Below are 17,533 nucleotides of genomic sequence, written 5' to 3'. Positions count from 1 at the left end.
GCTCGGGCCGAGGCGCCAAGCCTGTGTCACGAAATCGTGCGAGCGGCCAGACGCATCACAGGAAGCTTTGCGGATCGATATCGATCTGGACGTGTACCGAGCCGCGGGGCCGAGGCGCGCGCGCGGTCATCTCGCGCAGGTAAGCCTGAAGCGGGGCGCGCCGGGGTCCCTGAACGAGAAGACGGAAGCGGTGGCGCCCGCGCAGAAGGGCGAGCGGCGCCTCGGCGGGGCCGAGCACCTCGAGGTCGTCGTCCGGCGGCGCGGCGCGGCGCAGCTCGCGCCCATGCTCCTCGGCCTCGCGACGCGTATCCGCCGAGACGATGATCGCGGCGAGCCGGCCGAAGGGTGGCAACCCGGCGCGCTCGCGCTCGATCGTTTCGCGCTGGTAGAAGGCTTCGGGCTCGCCGGCCGCGATCGCCTGCATCACCGGGTGCTCCGGCGCGAAGGTCTGGATCAGGCCCCGGCTCTTGAGACCCGTTCGACCGGCGCGGCCGGTCACCTGATGCAGCAGTTGGAAGGTGCGCTCGGCCGCACGCGGGTCGCCGTTGGCAAGGCCGAGGTCGGCGTCCACGGCGCCCACCAGCGTCATGAGCGGGAAGTGGTGCCCCTTGGCGACCAGCTGCGTGCCGATCACGATGTCGGCCTCGCCGTCGGCCACCGCATCGAGCTCCTGGCGCAGGCGTCGCGCGCCGCCGGGCAGGTCGGACGAGAGAAGGATCGTGCGCGCGTCGGGAAAGGCCTCGACCATCTCCTCCGCCAGCCGCTCGACGCCCGGCCCGCAGGGCACGAGATGATCGAACGTGCCGCAGTGGGGGCAGGCCTCGGGCCTCCGCTCGGCATGGCCGCAGTGGTGGCACTGGAGCGTGCCGCGCAGCCGGTGCTCCACCAGCCAGCTCGAGCACTGCGGGCAGCCGAAGCGGTGGCCGCAGACGCGGCAGAGCGTGAGCGGCGCGTAGCCGCGCCGGTTGAGAAACAGGAGCGCCTGCTCACCGCGCGCCACGGTTTCCTCGATCGCCGTCAACAGGACGGGCGAGACGAAGCGCCCACGGGCCGGGGGATGGCGGCGCATGTCGACGAGTTCGAGCCGGGGCAGGACGGCGTCCGCGAAACGGCTGGCCAGAAGGTGGCGGGTATAGCGACCGGCCTCGGCATTGACGCGGCTTTCCAGCGACGGCGTCGCGGATGCCAGCACCACCGGCGCACCGCCGATCTGCCCCCGCACCACCGCCATGTCGCGCGCATGGTAGAAGGTACGGTCCTCCTGCTTGTAGGCGGGGTCGTGCTCCTCGTCGACGACGATGAGCGACAGGTTCGAAAACGGGAGAAACAAAGCCGAGCGCGCGCCCGCCACGACCCGTACGCGTCCTTCCGCCACCTGTCGCCACACGCGCTCGCGCGTGCGCGGCGCCACATCGGAATGCCACTGCGCGGGCTCGGCCCCGAAGCGCGCATGGAAGCGATCGATGAAGCTCTGGGTCAGCGCGATCTCCGGCAGGAGGATCAGGACCTGCCCACCGGCATCCAGCGCGCGCGCGACCGCCTCGAAATAGACCTCGGTCTTGCCCGATCCCGTGACGCCCTCGAGAAGGCTCACCGAAAAGCCCTGACCGATGCGTTCGGCGAGCTGTTCGGCGACGGCCCCCTGCTCGGGGTTGAGGGTGGCGCGCGCCGCGCCCGTGTCGGGCGGCGCAACAACGGGATGCGACGGTAGCCAGACCGGCTCCAGCACCCCCTGACGCATCAAGCCATCCACCACCGAGAGCGAGACGCCGGCCGCGCGTGCAAGCCCGCCGCGCGTCCACTCGCCGGGATGGGCGGCGGTCTCGATCAGGCGGGTTCGCGCAGACGTCGGACGGTCGGGCCGCGCCTGCGTCAACCGCAATCCCTCGGCGGCGGGCTCGGGATCAAAGGCGGCCGGCGCCCGCAGAACCATGCGTGCGACAAGGCCCGGCGGCGACAACGTGTAGTCCGCCACCCAGTCGACGAAGCGCCGCGTTTCCGTGCTCAGCGGCGGGCAATCGAAGCGCCGCGTGATGGGACGCAGCTTGCGCGGCTCGACCGGATCGGTCGGCGCGTCCCAGACCACACCCGCCACCTGTCGAGGTCCCAAGGGAACCTGCACGATCGTTCCCGGCTCGACCTGCATCCCCTCCGGCACGCGATAGGAATAGGGGCGCTCCGCCGGCAGCGGCACGAGCACCGGCACGACCCGTTCCTCGAGGGTGCCAAAGAGCGTGTCGGTCGGGCGGGTTTCGTTCAAGGCGGTGTCGTCGCGGCGATCGGGTTCGGGTTCGGGTATGTCCCTCATATCGTCGCTCGAACGAGGCGATGGAAGGGCCAAACGTGTCGCCTGCATCAGTCGAGAGCGTCGCCCGCGTCTTGTTTCGCAACGCCCGGCGACCTATCAGAAGGCCCATGGACGCTTGGCAGGCGGCGGACCGAGTCACGGATCGACCTTCGGCTCGCTTGGCGCCATCCCACCCTTCGACCCGAGGAGCCGATCGCATGAAATTCTTTGTCGATACCGCCGACGTCGCCGAGATTCGCGAGCTGCAGGAGGCTGGCCTCATCGACGGCGTCACCACCAACCCCTCGCTGGTGCTGAAGGCGAACCGCCCGATCAAGGAGCTCCTGAAGGAGATCTGCGACGTCACCGACGGTCCGGTGTCGGGCGAGGTCGCCTCGATCGACTTCGACGGCATGATGCGCGAGGGCAAGATCCTGTCCGAGATCGCGCCCAACATCGTCATCAAGCTGCCGCTGACGCTGGACGGCCTCAAGGCCTGCAAGAAGTTCACCGAGCAGGGCCTCAAGACCAACGTCACGCTCTGCTTCTCGGCGAACCAGGCGCTGCTCGCGGCCAAGGCCGGCGCGACCTACATCTCGCCCTTCATCGGGCGTCTCGACGACACCAACATCGACGGCATGGAGCTGATTGCCGACATCCGTCGCATCTACGACAACTACGACTTCGAGACGCAGATCCTGGCGGCCTCGATCCGCACGGCCAACCACGTGCGCGAGGCCGCGCTGCTCGGCGCCGACGTCGCGACCGTGCCGCCCGCCACGCTCAAGACCCTCGTCAAGCACCCCCTTACCGACACCGGCCTCAAGGCCTTCGTCGCCGATTGGGAGAAGACCGGCCAGTCGATCGAGTAGTCGCCGGGCGCTCAAGCGAACAACAAAAAGGGGCGTCCCGCGAGGGACGCCCCTTTTTCATGAGCGGTGCGCCGGCTCAGGCGTGCTGGAAATGGCTTTCCAGGAAGTAGAGCGAGGTCGAGAGGCCGCGGCCCACCTCGGTCAGGAGGTCGGCGGTCAGGTCGTCGCCCGCCTCGTCGGCCTCGGAGATGCCCTCGCGCACGGCGGTCGACCACTTGGCGTAGTTGTCGGCGAGGCGCTTCAGGTGGCCGTCGCTGTCGACGAGGTCCAGCGGATAGGGCTCCAGAATGGAGATTTCGGTCGCCGCCTGCACGGTGCCGCGCGCCTGACCGCCGAGGCCCGTCAGACGCTCGGCGATGAGGTCGACGTATGCCTCGGCCTGCTCGTGAAGCTCATCGAAGAGCTTATGGACGGCGATGAAGTTGAAACCCTTGACGTTCCAGTGGGCCTGCTTGGCCGCATAGGACAGGTCGATTGCGGTGCCGAGATGCTTCTGCAGAAGCTCCACCATGGAGGCCCGCAGGTTCTCGTTCATGGTGTTCTTGGTGGGGTGCAGGAAGGGCTTGGGATTCTTGGCCATCGGGGCCTCCTGGTCGAAACAGCGTTCGGGAGGCACCCGGCCTCCCGCATCGCCGCATCAACCGCGTCGCGCGCCATGGGTTCCGCGCGACGTTGCGTCGTCCACAGCCGTCAGACGCGGCGCTCCACCATCATCTTCTTGATCTCGGCGATGGCCTTGGCCGGGTTCAGGCCCTTGGGGCAGGCTTGCGTGCAGTTCATGATCGTGTGGCAGCGGTACAAGCGGAACGGGTCCTCGAGCTGGTCGAGGCGGTCGCCGGTGGCCTCGTCGCGCGAGTCGATGAGCCAGCGATAGGCCTGGAGCAGCACGGCGGGGCCGAGATAGCGGTCGCCGTTCCACCAGTAGCTCGGGCACGAGGTCTGGCAGCAGAAGCACAGGATGCACTCGTAGAGCCCGTCGAGCTTCTCGCGGTCGGCATGGCTCTGACGCCATTCCTTCTCGGGCTCGGGCGTCTCGGTCTGAAGCCAGGGCTCGATCGAGCGAAGCTGCGCATAGGGGACCGACAGGTCGGGAACGAGATCCTTGACCACCGGCATGTGCGGCAGCGGGTAGACGCGCACCGTTCCCTTCACCTCGTCCATGCCCTTGGTGCAGGCGAGCGTGTTGGAGCCGTCGATGTTCATGGCGCACGAGCCGCAGATGCCCTCGCGGCAAGAGCGGCGCAGCGTCAGCGTCGAGTCGATGTTGTTCTTGATCCAGAGCAGACCGTCGAGGACCATCGGCCCGCAGTCGTCCGTATCGACGTAGAAGGTATCCACAACGGGGTTCGCGTCGTCGTCCGGCGACCAGCGATAGATGCCGAACTCGCGGACGTTCTTGGCGCCCTCGGGCTTGGGCCAGGTCTTGCCCTTGCCGATCACCGAGTTCTTGGGAAGGGTGAGTTCGACCATGGTTGCCTGCTTTCGGATGAGCCGTTCTTTGGAATGGGGCTAAACATACCTCACGACGCGGCGCAACACGCGCGAGGTCGCAGCCCCGGCTCAAATCGATTGAGGGACGATTGCGCGCGGCCCGCTTCGCTTCAGGGCTGGACGATCACAGGGAAACGGCCGAAGCGCTCGGGCTTGCCGATCTCCGCGGCGATCTCCGCCTCGACCGCCGCGCGCGTGCCGGGCAGGATCAAACCGTTCGCCTCGGCATGCTCGGCAGCCCCCGCCAGCGTATCGCTCAACGTCGTGGGAACGCCGCGCGCCTCGATGCGCCGCAACTCCGCCTCGACCCGTCCGTCGCGCATGGCGGCCGGGCGCACGTCATGCAGGTGGACGGCGAGCACGCGGCCGGGATGGCGCTCTACGGCGGCGGCGTAGACGCTCGCATCCTTCTGCCCGGAGTCGCCGATCAGGAGGAACGGCAGGTCCGGATAGGCTTCCATGACCTGGTCGATCATCTCGTCCTTGTGGCCGCGGTGTCGGCGCAAAAGCCATCCCATCGCGTCGTCGGAGAGCGAGCGCAGGAACATCGGTCCGACCGGGATCCCGCGCAGGAGCATGAAGCGCTCGAAGATGTCGGCAAGGTTCCAGGGGCTGGAGGAGACGTAAAAGACGGGGTTCGTTTCGGGTCCGTCGATGCCCTCGCAGAGCGCCCGGTAGAAGCGCGGAACGCCGGGAAAGGGCAGCCGCGCCTCCGGCGAGTTGGCGGTGACGATGCGCCAGTGGCGCAGCATCTTGAAAGCGCCAGTGTGGATGATCGTGTCGTCGATATCCGAGATGACGCCGAAGCGGGCTCGGGGCGAGACGACCCGCGCGCGGCCCGCCGTCGTGACCGCCTCGAAGCTGTAGCCCTTGGCCTGTTCCAGCGTCACGTCGACATCAGCCCAGGGCCCCTCGCCCGGCCAGGGCACATCGATCCGGAAGTAGCCGTCGAGCTTGGAGCGCACGGTGCCCGAGACGCCTTGCCCCCGGAACCGCAGGATCGCCCCGCCGATCTCGTCGGTCTCGTAGCGCTTGAAGGTGCGCCAGAGGTTGCGCCAGACCGAGTTGGAATGGGGAACGTCGAAGACGCCTTCGTCCTCCAGAACCCGTCCGAGAAGATGGAGGCGGCCGTTCGCCACGTGACCGGGATAGACCTTGAGCGTCGGCTGATCGGCCAGCCCCAGACGCTGCTTCACGGCGAAGCGGAAAGCGCGCGAGCGACGAAGGAGGGAACGGCCGAGCGCCTGCGACGCATCCACGATCATGACGATTTCGAGATAGCGCAGGCAGCGGTGAGGGAAAAGCGGGCGCGGGATGCTTTCCCCAATGCGCGCTGCCGTCCGGCTACCGATCCTCGGGCTCGGAGTCCGGAACGGGACCGACATAGAAGTAGGTGTTGGCGAAGGACTGCCAGCCGCCGCAGCTCGGCGAGTCGACGCCTTGCCCCTTGCCATCGGTTTGCGTGATCTCGAGGAACGGCCCGAAGCGCGACGCATCCAGAAAGGCGATGGGCTCCTCCCCGTCCTGCAGACCGAGAACGCCGCTCTTCACGTACCCACGCTCGTCGAACTCGCAGGTCCAACGCGCGGCGTAGGGATCGGCGATGTTGCCGTACAGGCGGAGGCGACCCCGATCGGCCGGCCGGATCTCCACCTCCCCCTCGAGCGATCCCCACGTTCCGATGAGGCCTTTGGGGGGCGCGAGGCGGATCCGATCGAGAAACGCGGCGCGTTCGCCGAGAATGCTCCGGATCGACGCATACATCCCGGGATCGCTGCCGTCCGCCGCCGTATCCCTCAAGCGCAGAAAGGCGGCCTGATCGGCCGCGAGGCTCACGCGCTGCACGGCACCCAATCCCTTCATGAGAACGCCATAGCGACGAGCGATGCGCAGATCGTCATGCGCGAGAACCGGATCGCGGCAGATCGCGATCTCGGCCGGCGTTCGCCCCTTGCGGCAGTCGAACGAGGGCCCCTCCGCACGGGCCAGACTCGGACAAACGGCGAGGAGCAGGACGGCCGCGAGGCTCGTACGGGCGGAAGCGGACATGGAAAAAGGGCTCCGGATATGTCGGGAGCCCTTGTCCTAGTGGAGCGCGATTTCGCGCCGATGTCGCGGTTGTTTCGCGAGCCTCAGTACACGCGCTTCTTGGGCTCGATGTACTCGATCTCGTTCGACATCGTGTAGGTGTGGACCGGACGGTCCTCCAGCGTCACCGTCTTGGCGGCCGTGTCGCAGAACGACAACGTGTGCTTCATCCAGTCGCGGTCGTTGCGGTCCGGGAAGTCCTCGCGGGCATGGGCGCCGCGCGACTCGGTGCGGGCGCGGGCCGAGTCCATGGTCACGACCGCCTGTCCGATCAGGTTGTCGTATTCCAGCGACTCGATGAGGTCGGTGTTCCAGATCAGCGAGCGGTCGGTCACCCGGATGTCCTCTGAGCCGCGCCAGACCTCGTGGATCTTCTGGTGGCCCTCCTCAAGGATCTCGCCGGTACGGAACACGGCGCAGTTCGACTGCATCGTGCGCTGCATGCGGTCGCGCAGCTCGGCCGTCGGCGTGCCGCCCGACGCGTGGCGGAAGCGGTCGAGGCGGGCGAGCGAGTTGTCGCCGGCATCCGTGGGAAGCGGCGCCTGCCCCTCGCCGGCCGAAACGGTCTCGGCGCAGCGGAGCGCCGCCGCGCGGCCGAAGACCACGAGATCGATCAGCGAGTTCGAGCCGAGACGGTTCGCACCGTGGACCGACACGCAGGCCGCCTCGCCCACCGCCATCAGACCCGGCACCACCGAGTCCGGGTCGCCGTTCTTCTTGGTCAGCACCTCGCCGTGATAGTTCGTCGGGATGCCACCCATGTTGTAGTGGACGGTCGGCAGAACCGGGATCGGCTCCTTGGTCACGTCGACACCCGCGAAGATGCGCGCCGACTCCGAGATGCCCGGCAGGCGCTCGGCTAAGATCTTCGGGTCGAGGTGGTCGAGGTGCAGGAAGATGTGGTCCTTGTTCTTGCCGACGCCCCGGCCTTCGCTGATCTCCATGGTCATGGAGCGCGAAACGACGTCGCGGGAAGCCAGGTCCTTGGCGGACGGGGCGTAGCGCTCCATGAAGCGCTCCCCTTCCGAATTCGTGAGGTAGCCGCCCTCGCCGCGCGCCCCTTCCGTGATCAGGCAGCCCGCGCCGTAGATACCGGTCGGGTGGAACTGCACGAACTCCATGTCCTGCAACGGAAGGCCGGCGCGCAGCACCATGGCGTTGCCGTCGCCGGTGCAGGTGTGGGCGGAGGTCGCCGAGAAGTAGGCGCGGCCGTAGCCGCCGGTGGCGAGGATCGTCTTCTTGGCGCGGAACCGGTGAATCGAGCCGTCATCCATGCACAGGGCGACGACGCCACGGCAGGCGCCCTCCTCGTCCATGATGAGATCGATCGCGAAGTACTCGATGAAGAACTCCGATGCGTAGCGCAGAGACTGGCCGTAAAGCGTATGGAGGATCGCGTGACCGGTGCGGTCGGCGGCGGCGCAGGTGCGCTGGGCGGCGGGGCCGTTGCCGAAGTCGGTGGTCATGCCGCCGAAGGGGCGCTGGTAGATGCGCCCGTCCTCGGTGCGCGAGAAGGGCACGCCGAAGTGCTCGAGCTCGTAGACGGCGGCCGGCGCGTTGCGCACGAGGTACTCGATGGCGTCCTGGTCGCCGAGCCAGTCCGACCCCTTCACGGTGTCGTACATGTGCCAGCGCCAGTCATCCTTGCCCATGTTGCCGAGCGAGGCCGCCACGCCGCCCTGCGCGGCCACCGTGTGCGAGCGCGTCGGGAAGACCTTGGTGATGCAGGCCGTCTTGAGGCCGGCCTGCGCCGCGCCGAGCGTGGCGCGCAGACCGGCGCCGCCGGCTCCTACGACGACGACGTCGAACGTGTGGTCGACGAAGCTGTAGGCGCGGCCGTTGGCGGCGGGGGCGGCGGTGCGATGGGGCTGGGCGGTGGCCATGAGGTTCAGGCTCCGAGGCTCATCTGGACGATCGCGAACACGCTGAGCGCGGCGACGAGGATCGCGAAGAAGGTGTTGAGGAGAACGAGCGGCACGCGGGCGGCGCCGTGCACGTAGTCCTCGATAATGGTCTGCATGCCGAGCCGCATGTGGACAGCGGCCGACACCACGACAAGTGCGGTCAAAAGTCCGACGAACGGGTTGCGAAACGCGTTGCGCACGACCTCGTAGGGCTCGTCGTGCAAGGCGATTAGGAGCACCAGGAAGAACGAGATCAGGAACAGGTTGCTGACGGCGGTCAGGCGCTGGAGCCAGAAGTGGCCCGTGCCCTCGCGAGCCGAACCCAGACCCCGGACGCGACCGAGCGGCGTTCTCATGTCCATCGGGATCTTCCTTACAATACGACGACGAGGAGCCAGAGAAGCACGGTGCCCACAAGCGAGGCGACGAGCGTGCCCACGGCGAACTTGGTGGACGTTTCCTTGGAAAGACCGGCGCCCGTGTCCCAGACGAGATGGCGGATACCACCCGCCATGTGGTGCAGCAGAGTCCAGGAATAGGCGAAGAGCACCAGGCGTCCGAGGATCGAGTTGAAGAACCACGAAGCCCACGAAAAGGCCTCGGGTCCGCTGGCCGCCGCCACGAGCCACCAGACCACCAGGACGGTGCCGACATAGAGCGCGCCACCGGTGATGCGGTGGAGGATCGACATCGTCATGGTCGGGCGGAAGCGATACACCGTCAGATGCGGCGACATGGGCCGGGCGGCGGCTCCGCGAACGGTCTTGGCGTCGGACAAGCTGGGCGCTCCTGCAAAGGGCTAGTGGGTCGAGGCGATGCGGCGGCGGGCCGGAATGCTTCTAAAAGACCCTCCCCGCCCCGAAATCAAGCATTCGCGGCTGCGAAACGGGCGTCGTCCCGGGCCAAACCGATTGAAAGGCGAGAAGGTCGCATCCCTCCCGAGACCGTCGCCGTCCGGCGGCTCGCTTCAGCGGTCGCCGAAGCGGATCACGTAGCTCGACCAGTCCGCCGGTTCGGCGACCTTCTCGTAGAGGTGACGGCCCGAGCCGCCGTGGCGGGGCGCATGCAGCACGAGCCGCGACCAGCCGCGAGCGTCGCCCTCGTCGGCCAAGAGGTCGACCATGGCCTTGGCGATCCCTTTGCGGCGATGCGCGGCTTCGACATAGACATGGTCGGCGAGCCCGGCGCGCATGCCGGTCCAGGGATCAGGCAGGTCGTAGAACAGGAGAAAGCCGACCAGCGCGCCATCGAGCCGCGCGCCCAGAACCTCGCCGGTGCGGTCCTGGAGAAGCTGCTCGGCATAGAAGGCGTCGGGCGCGCCCGGGGCGCCGCGGAACATCGCCTGGTTGTAGGCCGACAGGAGCGGCGCGAGATCGCGCGCGTCGCGCAAGCGCAACTTCTCGATCTGAATATCGGGCACGGCCTGGGCAAGACTCATGGCAGCCATCTGCGCTCCGGGCCACGCCTCGTCAAGGTCTCCAGATTGCAGGAGGGACCTTGACGCAACGCGAGGTTTATCGCCAGGGTGGTAACGCCGAATCCCTAGCGACAGGACTTCATGCAAGCCGACATCCTGGCCTGGACGGTGCCGCTTGTTCTGGGCGGGTTCTCGCTCCTGTTCGTTCTCATCTACCGACGGGTCGGAACGGCGCTCCACGCAGCCGCGGGATACGGCGTTCTCGCGCTGGCCTTCGCGCTCGACATCCCCCAGTTGCCGAACCATCAGGTCGCCAAGGCGCTGGCCGGCGACGGCCTTTACATCATGGGAACCGCTCTCCTGACGGTTGCAGTCGCACGACGCTACGGCCGGCCCGCTCACGGCGTCGCGCTCACATTGTTCAGCGCCGCGTCGCTCGGTGTGGTGGCGCTGGCGCTGCTCGGTCCTCTCGGGGTGTGGGGCGAACTCCTGGTCAGCCACCTGACCTGCGGGCTCCTGCTCCTGTTCGCGGCGACCCGGGTCGACGGTCGTGTCCGCCGGCAGGGCGTCGACAGCGCCCTGTTCCTGATCATGGCGCTGAGCGCCGTGACACTCGGGCTCCTATCGCTGTCGATCGCGATGACGCCGCGCGGCGACCTGACCTTCACCTCGTGGCGCACCTCGGATGCCGCCTTCGCGTTGCAGCTCGCCTCGACGCTGCTGGGCAGCGCCTTCGCAGTCGCCTTGCTCCTGGCGGAGGGGCTCGATCTGGTGTCGAAGCTCTCGCGCGATGCGGCGAGCGATCCGTTGACGGGACTATTGAACCGGCGCGGCCTGGAAGACGCGGTGGCGGGTACGGTCCGTCTTTTGGGCGAAACGCGCGATGCCGTGCTGGTGATCGATCTCGACCACTTCAAGAGCGTCAACGACCGCTTCGGACATGCGGCGGGCGACGGCGTGCTGGCGGGGCTTGCGGAAATCCTCCGCTATTCGATCGGAGAGCGGATGGTGGCCGCCCGCCTCGGCGGCGAGGAGTTCGCGGTTCTGTGCTTCAACACGCCGCTCGGCGAGGCGACGGTGCTGGCCGAGCGGCTGCGCCGCACGATCGAGATGACGCGCTGGCCGGTACCGCTCCACGAGCAGACTTTGACCGCCAGCGTCGGCGTCGTCGAGATCCAGGAGGGCGAAGGTCTGGGCGACGCGATCCACCGGGCCGACCGGCACCTCTATGTCGCCAAGGCATCGGGACGGAACCGGGTCGTTTCGGCGCTTCGTGACGTTCCGGTCGATGCTGCGCGTCGCCGGTCGGCGCGGGTGGCCTGACGTTGGGCCACCCGCGCCGGCGCGATCAGCGCCGCCAGTCGCGGATATCGACGAAGCGCCCCTCGACCGCGGCAGCGGCAGCCATCGCCGGCGAGACGAGGTGCGTGCGGCCCTTGAAGCCCTGACGGCCCTCGAAGTTGCGGTTCGAGGTCGAAGCGCAACGCTCGAACGGCTTCAGCCGGTCCTCGTTCATGCCGAGGCACATGGAGCAGCCCGGCTCGCGCCAGTCGAAACCCGCCTCGCGGAACAGCGTGTCGAGCCCTTCGGCCTCGGCCTGCGCCTTCACGAGGCCCGAGCCCGGCACGATCATCGCCGACACGCCCGTCGCGACCTTGCGCCCTTCCACGACCTTGGCCACCTCGCGCAGGTCCTCGATGCGCCCGTTGGTGCACGAGCCGATGAAGACGCGATCGACCGTGAGGTCGGTGATCTTCGTTCCCGGCTCCAGTCCCATGTACTCCAGGGCGCGGCGCTTGGTCTGGCGCTTGGCCTCGTCGGGAATGGCATCGGGATCGGGCACCACGCCGTCCACCGAGACGACGTCCTCCGGGCTCGACCCCCAGGAGACGATCGGCGGCAGGTTGGCCGCGTCGAGGCGCACCACCTTGTCGAAGTGGGCGCCCTCGTCGGTGTGGAGCGTGCGCCAGTAGTCGACCGCCATCGCGAAGGCCTCGCCCTTGGGGGCGCGCGGCTTGTCCTCGATATAGCGGAACGTCGTGTCGTCGGGGGCGATGATGCCCGCGCGCGCGCCGCCCTCGATCGACATGTTGCAGATCGTCATGCGCCCCTCCATCGAGAGGGCGCGGATCGCCTCGCCGGCATATTCGATGACGTAGCCCGTGCCGCCGGCGGTGCCGATCTCGCCGATGATGGCGAGGATGATGTCCTTGGCGGTGACGCCGGGCGGCAGCTGCCCGTCGACCTGGACGAGCATGTTCTTGGCCTTCTGCTGGATCAGCGTCTGGGTCGCAAGAACGTGCTCGACCTCGGACGTCCCGATACCGTGGGCCAGCGCCCCGAAGGCGCCGTGCGTCGAGGTATGGCTGTCGCCGCACACGATCGTCATGCCCGGCAGCGTGAAGCCCTGCTCGGGTCCGATGATGTGGACGATGCCCTGACGGCGATCGACCTCGTTGAAGTACTCGACGCCGAACTCGGCCGCGTTCCTGGCCAAAGCCTCGACCTGGATGCGGCTCTCCTCGTTGTGGATGCCGCCGCGCCGGTCGTAGGTCGGCACATTGTGGTCGACCACGGCCAGCGTGCGCTCCGGCGAGCGCACGCGGCGTCCGGCGACGCGCAAGCCTTCGAAGGCCTGCGGGCTCGTCACCTCGTGGACGAGGTGGCGGTCGATGTAGAGGAGGCTCTCGCCGCCCTCGCCGACCGAGACGACATGGTCGTCCCAGATCTTGTCGTAGAGGGTGCGCGACTTGGCGGTATCGGTCATGGATGTCCTACGAAAGCAGCGGTCGCGGGCTGGAGAGCCGGGACCGGTGAGACGGAAATAGGAGAGCGGACGCCGCTAGGCGCCGGAACCGTCAGCGCGGAAGGTGGACGCGCGAGATCTGCCGGTAGAAGAAGCGGCCGGGCATGCGCGCGCGGTCCTCGACCGGGGAAAACCCCAGCGTGGTCGGCAGCAGACAGGGCTGTGCGGCGCTTGGCATGGTTCCAAAATACGCCCACCCAGCCGCCTTGGCAACGGTCGGCGCTATCGCCCGGCGCGCAACCGCCGCTCCAGGGCCCGCACGCCGAGCGACAGCGTCACCGTCATCAGGAGATAGAGGTAGGCGACGACCGAGTAGGTCTCCATGAAGCGGAAGGAGCCTGCCGCGAAGACCTTGCCCATCTGGGTGATGTCGGCGACGCCGAGCACCGAGACGAGCGAGGAGTCCTTCACCATCGCGACCAGATCGTTGCCGAGCGGCGGCAGGACGGTGCGGATCGCCTGGGGCAGAACCACATGGCGCATCCGTCGCCAGCGGTTGAGGCCGAGCGCCTCGGCCGCCTCGACCTGACCCCGCGGCACCGCCTCGATGCCGGCGCGCACGATCTCGGCGACAAAGGCGGAATAGGCGATCACCAGCGCGATCACCGCACGCGCCAGAAGCGACACGTCGCGCACCTGCAGCTCACCGACGAGCCCGAGCGCTCGCAACGGGCTGGTGGCGCCGTTCCAGGCCGAGACCAGCAGCGGCATCGCGGCGAACGCGATCCAGAACAGAAGCACCAGCACCGGCACGCCGCGGATGACCTCGACATAGAAGCGCGCCGCGTTGCGAAGGACGCGGTTGCGCGAACGCCCGGCGAGCGCCACGAGCAGCCCCAGCGCCAGCGCGCCCGCAAAGGCAACGGCGGTCACGACGATCGTCGTGACGACGCCGGTCGACAGGATGACGAGGATCTGCCGATAGGCAGGATCGAGAGCGATCGCGAGCGCGACGCCCACCGCCAGGCATGCGAGCGCCGCCAGCCACCACGGAAAGTCCGGTGCCCGCAAGCCATGCGCGGCGCGCCGGGCAGGAGATGCGGTCAAGCGGCTACTGGCCGAGCTTGTAGTCGAGGAACCATTTCTTCGTCAGCGCGGCGAGCGTGCCGTCGTTCTGAAGAGCCGCGATGCCGGCGTTGATCGGCGCGACGAGATCGGAGCCCTTGGGAAAGATGAAGCCGAAATCCTCGGTGCCGAGCGGCTGGCCGACGATCTTCAGCGCACCATCCGACATGCGCACGTAGCCCTCGCCGGCCGTGCCGTCGGTGAGCACGAGATCGACGTCGCCCGTGCGCAAAGCCTGCACCTGCGCGCCAAAGGTTTCGAAGAGCTTGATGCGCGGGTTCTGCTCGTTGCCGTCGAGCACCTCGTAGACCGCCGTGTAGAAAGGCGTCGTGCCGGCCTGCGCACCGACGAGGCCATCCGCAAGGCCCTTGAACGAAGCGACGTCGGTGAAGCGCGTCTCGTCGCCCCGAACGAGCATGACCATCTGCGAGCGCATATAGGGGTTCGAGAAGTCCACCTTCTCCCGCCGGTCGTCGCGAATGGTGATGCCGGTCATGCCCATGTCGAACTGGCCCGCGGAAACGGCGCCGATCATCGCATCCCACGAGGCGTTGCCGTAGACCGGCTTGAAGTTCAGCCGCTTGGCGAGTTCCGCCATGGCGTCGTACTCCCAGCCGATCGCCTGCCCGCTCGCCGGATCGACGAACTGGAGCGGGGGATAGGCATTCTCGGTGACGATCCGCACCTCGCGCCCGCCGAGATCGGGCAGCGGCGCCTGCTGCGCGAGGGCGGAACCGGCCAAACCGGCGAAGGACAACGCGAGGGCGAGGCGGAGCGTCTGGCGACGGTTCATGGGAGAAGCGCGTTCCTGATGGGTGGGAGACGCGACGAAACTCTCATGCGGGACAGCGACTTGCCAAGGCATGGACTGCCGATTCGAGGCGGTTCCTCAGACCTTCAATCCGACGGCCGCCTGTTCCTTGTTCATCGCCTCCGCAGCCGTCGTCTCGGGAACGGCGGCCGTCTGGCGCGAGTAGCGCTGGGCGAGCGTCGCGCAGGCGAAGAGCTGGATCTGGTGGAACAGCATGAGCGGCAGGACGATCAGCGCCAGCGCATGACCGGGGAACAGGATGCCCGCCATCGGAATGCCGGTCGCCATCGACTTCTTGGAGCCGCAGAAGACGATCGCGATCTCGTCGGGCTTCGTGAAGCCGAAGAGGCGCGCGGCGGCCGTCGTGAAGGCAAGCACGATCGCCAGGATCACGACGTCGAAGGCGACAACGGTGGCGAGGTCCCCGAGACCGAGCTGCGACCACACGCCCGCCACCATGCCCTCGCTGAAGGCTGCGTAGACGACGAGCAGGATCGAACCGCGATCGACGACCTGCGTCAGCTTCTTGTGGCGTCCGAGCCAGCCGCCGATCAGCGGACGGAAGAGCTGACCGAGCGCGAAGGGCACGAGGATCTGGACCGCGATCTTGGTGATGGCGTCGAACGAGAAGCCGCCGCCCTGCGCATGGGCGAGCAGCAGCACGAGCGCCGGCGTGACGAGGACGCCGAGAAGGTTCGAGACCGAGGCGCTGGTGAGCGCGGCGGGCACGTTGCCGCCCGCGATCGAGGTGAAGGCGATAGACGACTGCACCGTGGACGGCAGCAGCGTGACGAACAGGATGCCGAAGGCGAGCTCGGCCGGTAGAACGGCGTCGGCGATCGGCGAGGCGACGAGGCCGATCAGCGGGAACAGCGCAAAGGTCGACAGGAACACCAGACCCTGCAGACGCCAGTGAAGCAGGCCCGCCCAGACTGCCTGGGGCGAGATGCGCGCGCCGTAGAGGAAGAAGAGCAGCGCGATCGCGGCGAACACCACCCAGTCGAAGGCCTCCGCCACCTGTCCGCGCGCCGGCAGAAAGGCGGCGAGCGCGATGGTCGCGATCATCATCAGGAGAAAGCGATCGACGGGAAGGCGGTTGATGGCGGAGCGGATCGACATGGGAGAGCGGCCGGAAGGTTCGCGAGACTGATGGGTACGGTTCGGGGGATATACCTCCCGAGCCGCCTTGGCCACCCGCCAGCCCCGCCGTCGGGCGGGATCGGCCGTTCCGGCCCGCCGCCGCTAGCGCGGTCGGCTCGCCCCGATCGAAAAGGCGAGTGGCGGAGCCGCGATGCCGGGCGGCAGGCGGAACAGGTCCTCCCCGTCCTCGACCATGCCCTCGAAGGCCCGCCAGGCGATGCGGTCGTGCTCGTGGAGGAAGTCGAGCCGCAGCCCCGCCGCCAGAAGCGCCCCGACGATCGAACCGAGCGGGTGGATCCACTCGTAGTTGCGCGTTGCCTCCAGCTTGCGCGCGTCGCCCGTGTAGGTCTGCGCCTCGTCGAAGGCGAGCGGGTCGCGCGTGGCGCCGGTATGCGGGAACTCGAACGCAAGCCGCCCGTCGCGCAGCTCGCACTGGTTCATCTGCGGATGGCCCTCGAGGAGATAGAGGCGCCCGCCGGGCCGCAGCAGCGCCGCGACGGTCCGCGCCCAGAGCTCGATGTCGGAAAGCCAGTTGATCGCGCCCCAGGTCACGAAGGCGAGATCGAAGCATGCGCGCCCGAGAAGGTCCGGCGCGGCCTCCACCACGCCCTCCACGAAGCGCGCCTCGGTTCCGGCCCGCCGGGCGAAGTCGTTCGCCGCCGCGATCGCCACCGGCGAGAAGTCGAGCCCGGCGACCGAGCGCGCGCCCAGGTGCTTTAGCGACAGCGTGTCGAGGCCGATGTGACACTGGAGATGCACGACGTCGAGCCCGGTGATGTCGCCGATCTCACCTTCCTCGATCGCGTGAAGCGAGGACCCGCCGGCCAGCACCTTGGCGATCCGGTAGGAGCCTGTCGTGTCGGTGCTGTGCAGCGCGGCCCGCTCGTTCCAGTTCAAAAGATTGGCTTGCCTGTACGGATCCATTACGGTTTCCTCCATGCGAAAAAGGCGCCCCGATCGCTCGGAACGCCTCGTATCGCGGCCCTGCGTTGCAGGACGATGTCGTCGCCGACCTTACTCGGCGGCTTCCTTCGAGGCTGCCTTGGCGGCGTCGGCCTTGGCGCGCTCGTCGGCGGCCACCTGGCGGGCGTCGTCATTGAGCTTGCGCGAGCGGGCGTTGGTCGCCTCGACGATACGGGCCGACTTACCGCGACGGTCGCGCAGGTAGTAGAGCTTGGCGCGACGCACGCGGCCGCGGCGCACGACCTCGACCGACTCCAGCATCGGCGAGTAGACCGGGAAAACGCGCTCGACGCCCTCGCCGTAGGAGATCTTGCGAACCGTGAAGTTCTCCTGGATGCCGCCGCCCGAACGCGCGATGCAGACGCCCTCATAGGCCTGAACGCGGGTGCGCGTGCCTTCCGTAACGCGCACGTTCACGCGCAGCGTGTCGCCGGGAGAGAAGGTCGGCAGCGTGCGGATGGCCGCGATGCGCGCTTCTTCCTGCGCGTTGAGTTCGGCGATGATGTCCATGGCGTCAGCCTCGGTTCGTTGCATGCCGGCGGAGCCGGTCATGGCCGTGAAGCACGGTCAAGTTGTTTTGAGGTTCGAGGCGGCTCCCATACACGCATCGTCCCGGCTTGTCGAGACGCCGGCGCGGAAGCGCTTTCGCGTGCGCAACGCATCGCGTAAGGGCAGGTCCAGCTCCGCCC

Annotated in this window: 18 protein-coding genes; 2 read left to right on the top strand and 16 right to left on the bottom strand. The window is 68.0% G+C overall.

All coding sequences use genetic code 11. From position 1 onward, the window contains the following. Window positions 1-55: 55 nt before the first annotated feature. Window positions 56-2,308: a primosomal protein N' gene (locus BLQ76_RS00385; protein WP_090667284.1), complete on the bottom strand. Its 2,253-nt coding sequence runs from the start codon at window positions 2,306-2,308 to the stop codon at window positions 56-58. Window positions 2,309-2,505: 197 nt separating this feature from the next. On the opposite strand from BLQ76_RS00385, the gene fsa reads away from it, so the two are divergent. Further along, window positions 2,506-3,159 carry a fructose-6-phosphate aldolase gene (gene fsa / locus BLQ76_RS00380; protein WP_090667281.1) on the top strand — a complete coding sequence of 218 codons (654 nt, stop codon included), beginning with the start codon at window positions 2,506-2,508 and terminating at the stop codon, window positions 3,157-3,159. A gap of 76 nt (window positions 3,160-3,235) precedes the next feature. Here fsa and dps read toward each other — a convergent pair whose 3' ends face one another. The 8 genes from dps to BLQ76_RS00345 all read right to left on the bottom strand — a co-directional run bounded on the left by dps (window position 3,236) and on the right by BLQ76_RS00345 (window position 10,080). After that, on the bottom strand, window positions 3,236-3,739 hold the full coding sequence (dps, locus tag BLQ76_RS00375; RefSeq protein WP_090667278.1) for a DNA starvation/stationary phase protection protein Dps: 504 nt from the start codon (window positions 3,737-3,739) through the stop codon (window positions 3,236-3,238). 110 nt (window positions 3,740-3,849) lie between these two features. After that, window positions 3,850-4,629 (bottom strand): succinate dehydrogenase iron-sulfur subunit, encoded by a 780-nt coding sequence (locus BLQ76_RS00370; protein ID WP_090667275.1) that lies wholly within the window; start codon window positions 4,627-4,629, stop codon window positions 3,850-3,852. A gap of 131 nt (window positions 4,630-4,760) precedes the next feature. Continuing rightward, the gene (locus BLQ76_RS00365) at window positions 4,761-5,915 is read right to left on the bottom strand and encodes an App1 family protein phosphatidate phosphatase (protein ID WP_170842410.1); all 1,155 of its coding nucleotides are present in this window, start codon (window positions 5,913-5,915) and stop codon (window positions 4,761-4,763) included. Between the two features lie 79 nt (window positions 5,916-5,994). Then, window positions 5,995-6,699, bottom strand: coding sequence for a lysozyme inhibitor LprI family protein (locus BLQ76_RS21885; protein ID WP_170842409.1), 705 nt, complete (start codon window positions 6,697-6,699; stop codon window positions 5,995-5,997). An 83-nt stretch (window positions 6,700-6,782) separates the two neighbouring features. Continuing rightward, a complete protein-coding gene (sdhA, locus tag BLQ76_RS00360; protein WP_090667269.1) occupies window positions 6,783-8,621 on the bottom strand; it encodes a succinate dehydrogenase flavoprotein subunit in 1,839 nt (612 codons plus the stop codon). A gap of 5 nt (window positions 8,622-8,626) precedes the next feature. Beyond that, window positions 8,627-9,004 carry a succinate dehydrogenase, hydrophobic membrane anchor protein gene (gene sdhD, locus BLQ76_RS00355; protein ID WP_090667266.1) on the bottom strand — a complete coding sequence of 126 codons (378 nt, stop codon included), beginning with the start codon at window positions 9,002-9,004 and terminating at the stop codon, window positions 8,627-8,629. Between the two features lie 11 nt (window positions 9,005-9,015). Continuing rightward, the gene (gene sdhC, locus BLQ76_RS00350; RefSeq protein ID WP_090669375.1) at window positions 9,016-9,378 is read right to left on the bottom strand and encodes a succinate dehydrogenase, cytochrome b556 subunit; all 363 of its coding nucleotides are present in this window, start codon (window positions 9,376-9,378) and stop codon (window positions 9,016-9,018) included. Window positions 9,379-9,609: 231 nt separating this feature from the next. Further along, window positions 9,610-10,080, bottom strand: coding sequence for a GNAT family N-acetyltransferase (locus tag BLQ76_RS00345; protein ID WP_090669372.1), 471 nt, complete (start codon window positions 10,078-10,080; stop codon window positions 9,610-9,612). Between the two features lie 120 nt (window positions 10,081-10,200). On the opposite strand from BLQ76_RS00345, the gene BLQ76_RS00340 reads away from it, so the two are divergent. Next, complete coding sequence (locus BLQ76_RS00340) at window positions 10,201-11,382, top strand: GGDEF domain-containing protein (protein WP_090667263.1); 1,182 nt, start codon at window positions 10,201-10,203, stop codon at window positions 11,380-11,382. Between the two features lie 25 nt (window positions 11,383-11,407). On the opposite strand, the gene leuC is transcribed toward BLQ76_RS00340, so the two are convergent. The 7 genes from leuC to rplS all read right to left on the bottom strand — a co-directional run bounded on the left by leuC (window position 11,408) and on the right by rplS (window position 17,354). After that, complete coding sequence (leuC, locus tag BLQ76_RS00335) at window positions 11,408-12,826, bottom strand: 3-isopropylmalate dehydratase large subunit (RefSeq protein ID WP_090667260.1); 1,419 nt, start codon at window positions 12,824-12,826, stop codon at window positions 11,408-11,410. Window positions 12,827-12,917: 91 nt separating this feature from the next. Next, window positions 12,918-13,043 carry a hypothetical protein gene (locus tag BLQ76_RS22640; RefSeq protein WP_280140041.1) on the bottom strand — a complete coding sequence of 42 codons (126 nt, stop codon included), beginning with the start codon at window positions 13,041-13,043 and terminating at the stop codon, window positions 12,918-12,920. A gap of 44 nt (window positions 13,044-13,087) precedes the next feature. Then, complete coding sequence (locus tag BLQ76_RS00330) at window positions 13,088-13,912, bottom strand: amino acid ABC transporter permease (protein WP_244519422.1); 825 nt, start codon at window positions 13,910-13,912, stop codon at window positions 13,088-13,090. A gap of 4 nt (window positions 13,913-13,916) precedes the next feature. Beyond that, window positions 13,917-14,723, bottom strand: a complete 807-nt coding sequence (locus BLQ76_RS00325) for a transporter substrate-binding domain-containing protein (RefSeq protein ID WP_090667253.1) — start codon at window positions 14,721-14,723, stop codon at window positions 13,917-13,919. A gap of 96 nt (window positions 14,724-14,819) precedes the next feature. Then, window positions 14,820-15,860: a bile acid:sodium symporter family protein gene (locus tag BLQ76_RS00320; protein WP_090667250.1), complete on the bottom strand. Its 1,041-nt coding sequence runs from the start codon at window positions 15,858-15,860 to the stop codon at window positions 14,820-14,822. Between the two features lie 123 nt (window positions 15,861-15,983). After that, the gene (locus BLQ76_RS00315) at window positions 15,984-16,805 is read right to left on the bottom strand and encodes a class I SAM-dependent methyltransferase (protein WP_090667247.1); all 822 of its coding nucleotides are present in this window, start codon (window positions 16,803-16,805) and stop codon (window positions 15,984-15,986) included. 90 nt (window positions 16,806-16,895) lie between these two features. After that, the gene (gene rplS / locus BLQ76_RS00310; protein WP_090669369.1) at window positions 16,896-17,354 is read right to left on the bottom strand and encodes a 50S ribosomal protein L19; all 459 of its coding nucleotides are present in this window, start codon (window positions 17,352-17,354) and stop codon (window positions 16,896-16,898) included. Window positions 17,355-17,533: the final 179 nt, after the last annotated feature.

It is taken from the genome of Aureimonas jatrophae (genome assembly GCF_900104035.1).
In the GTDB taxonomy this organism is placed as follows: Bacteria; Pseudomonadota; Alphaproteobacteria; order Rhizobiales; family Rhizobiaceae; genus Aureimonas; species Aureimonas jatrophae.
This window is presented reverse-complemented; position numbering and strand designations above follow the sequence as displayed.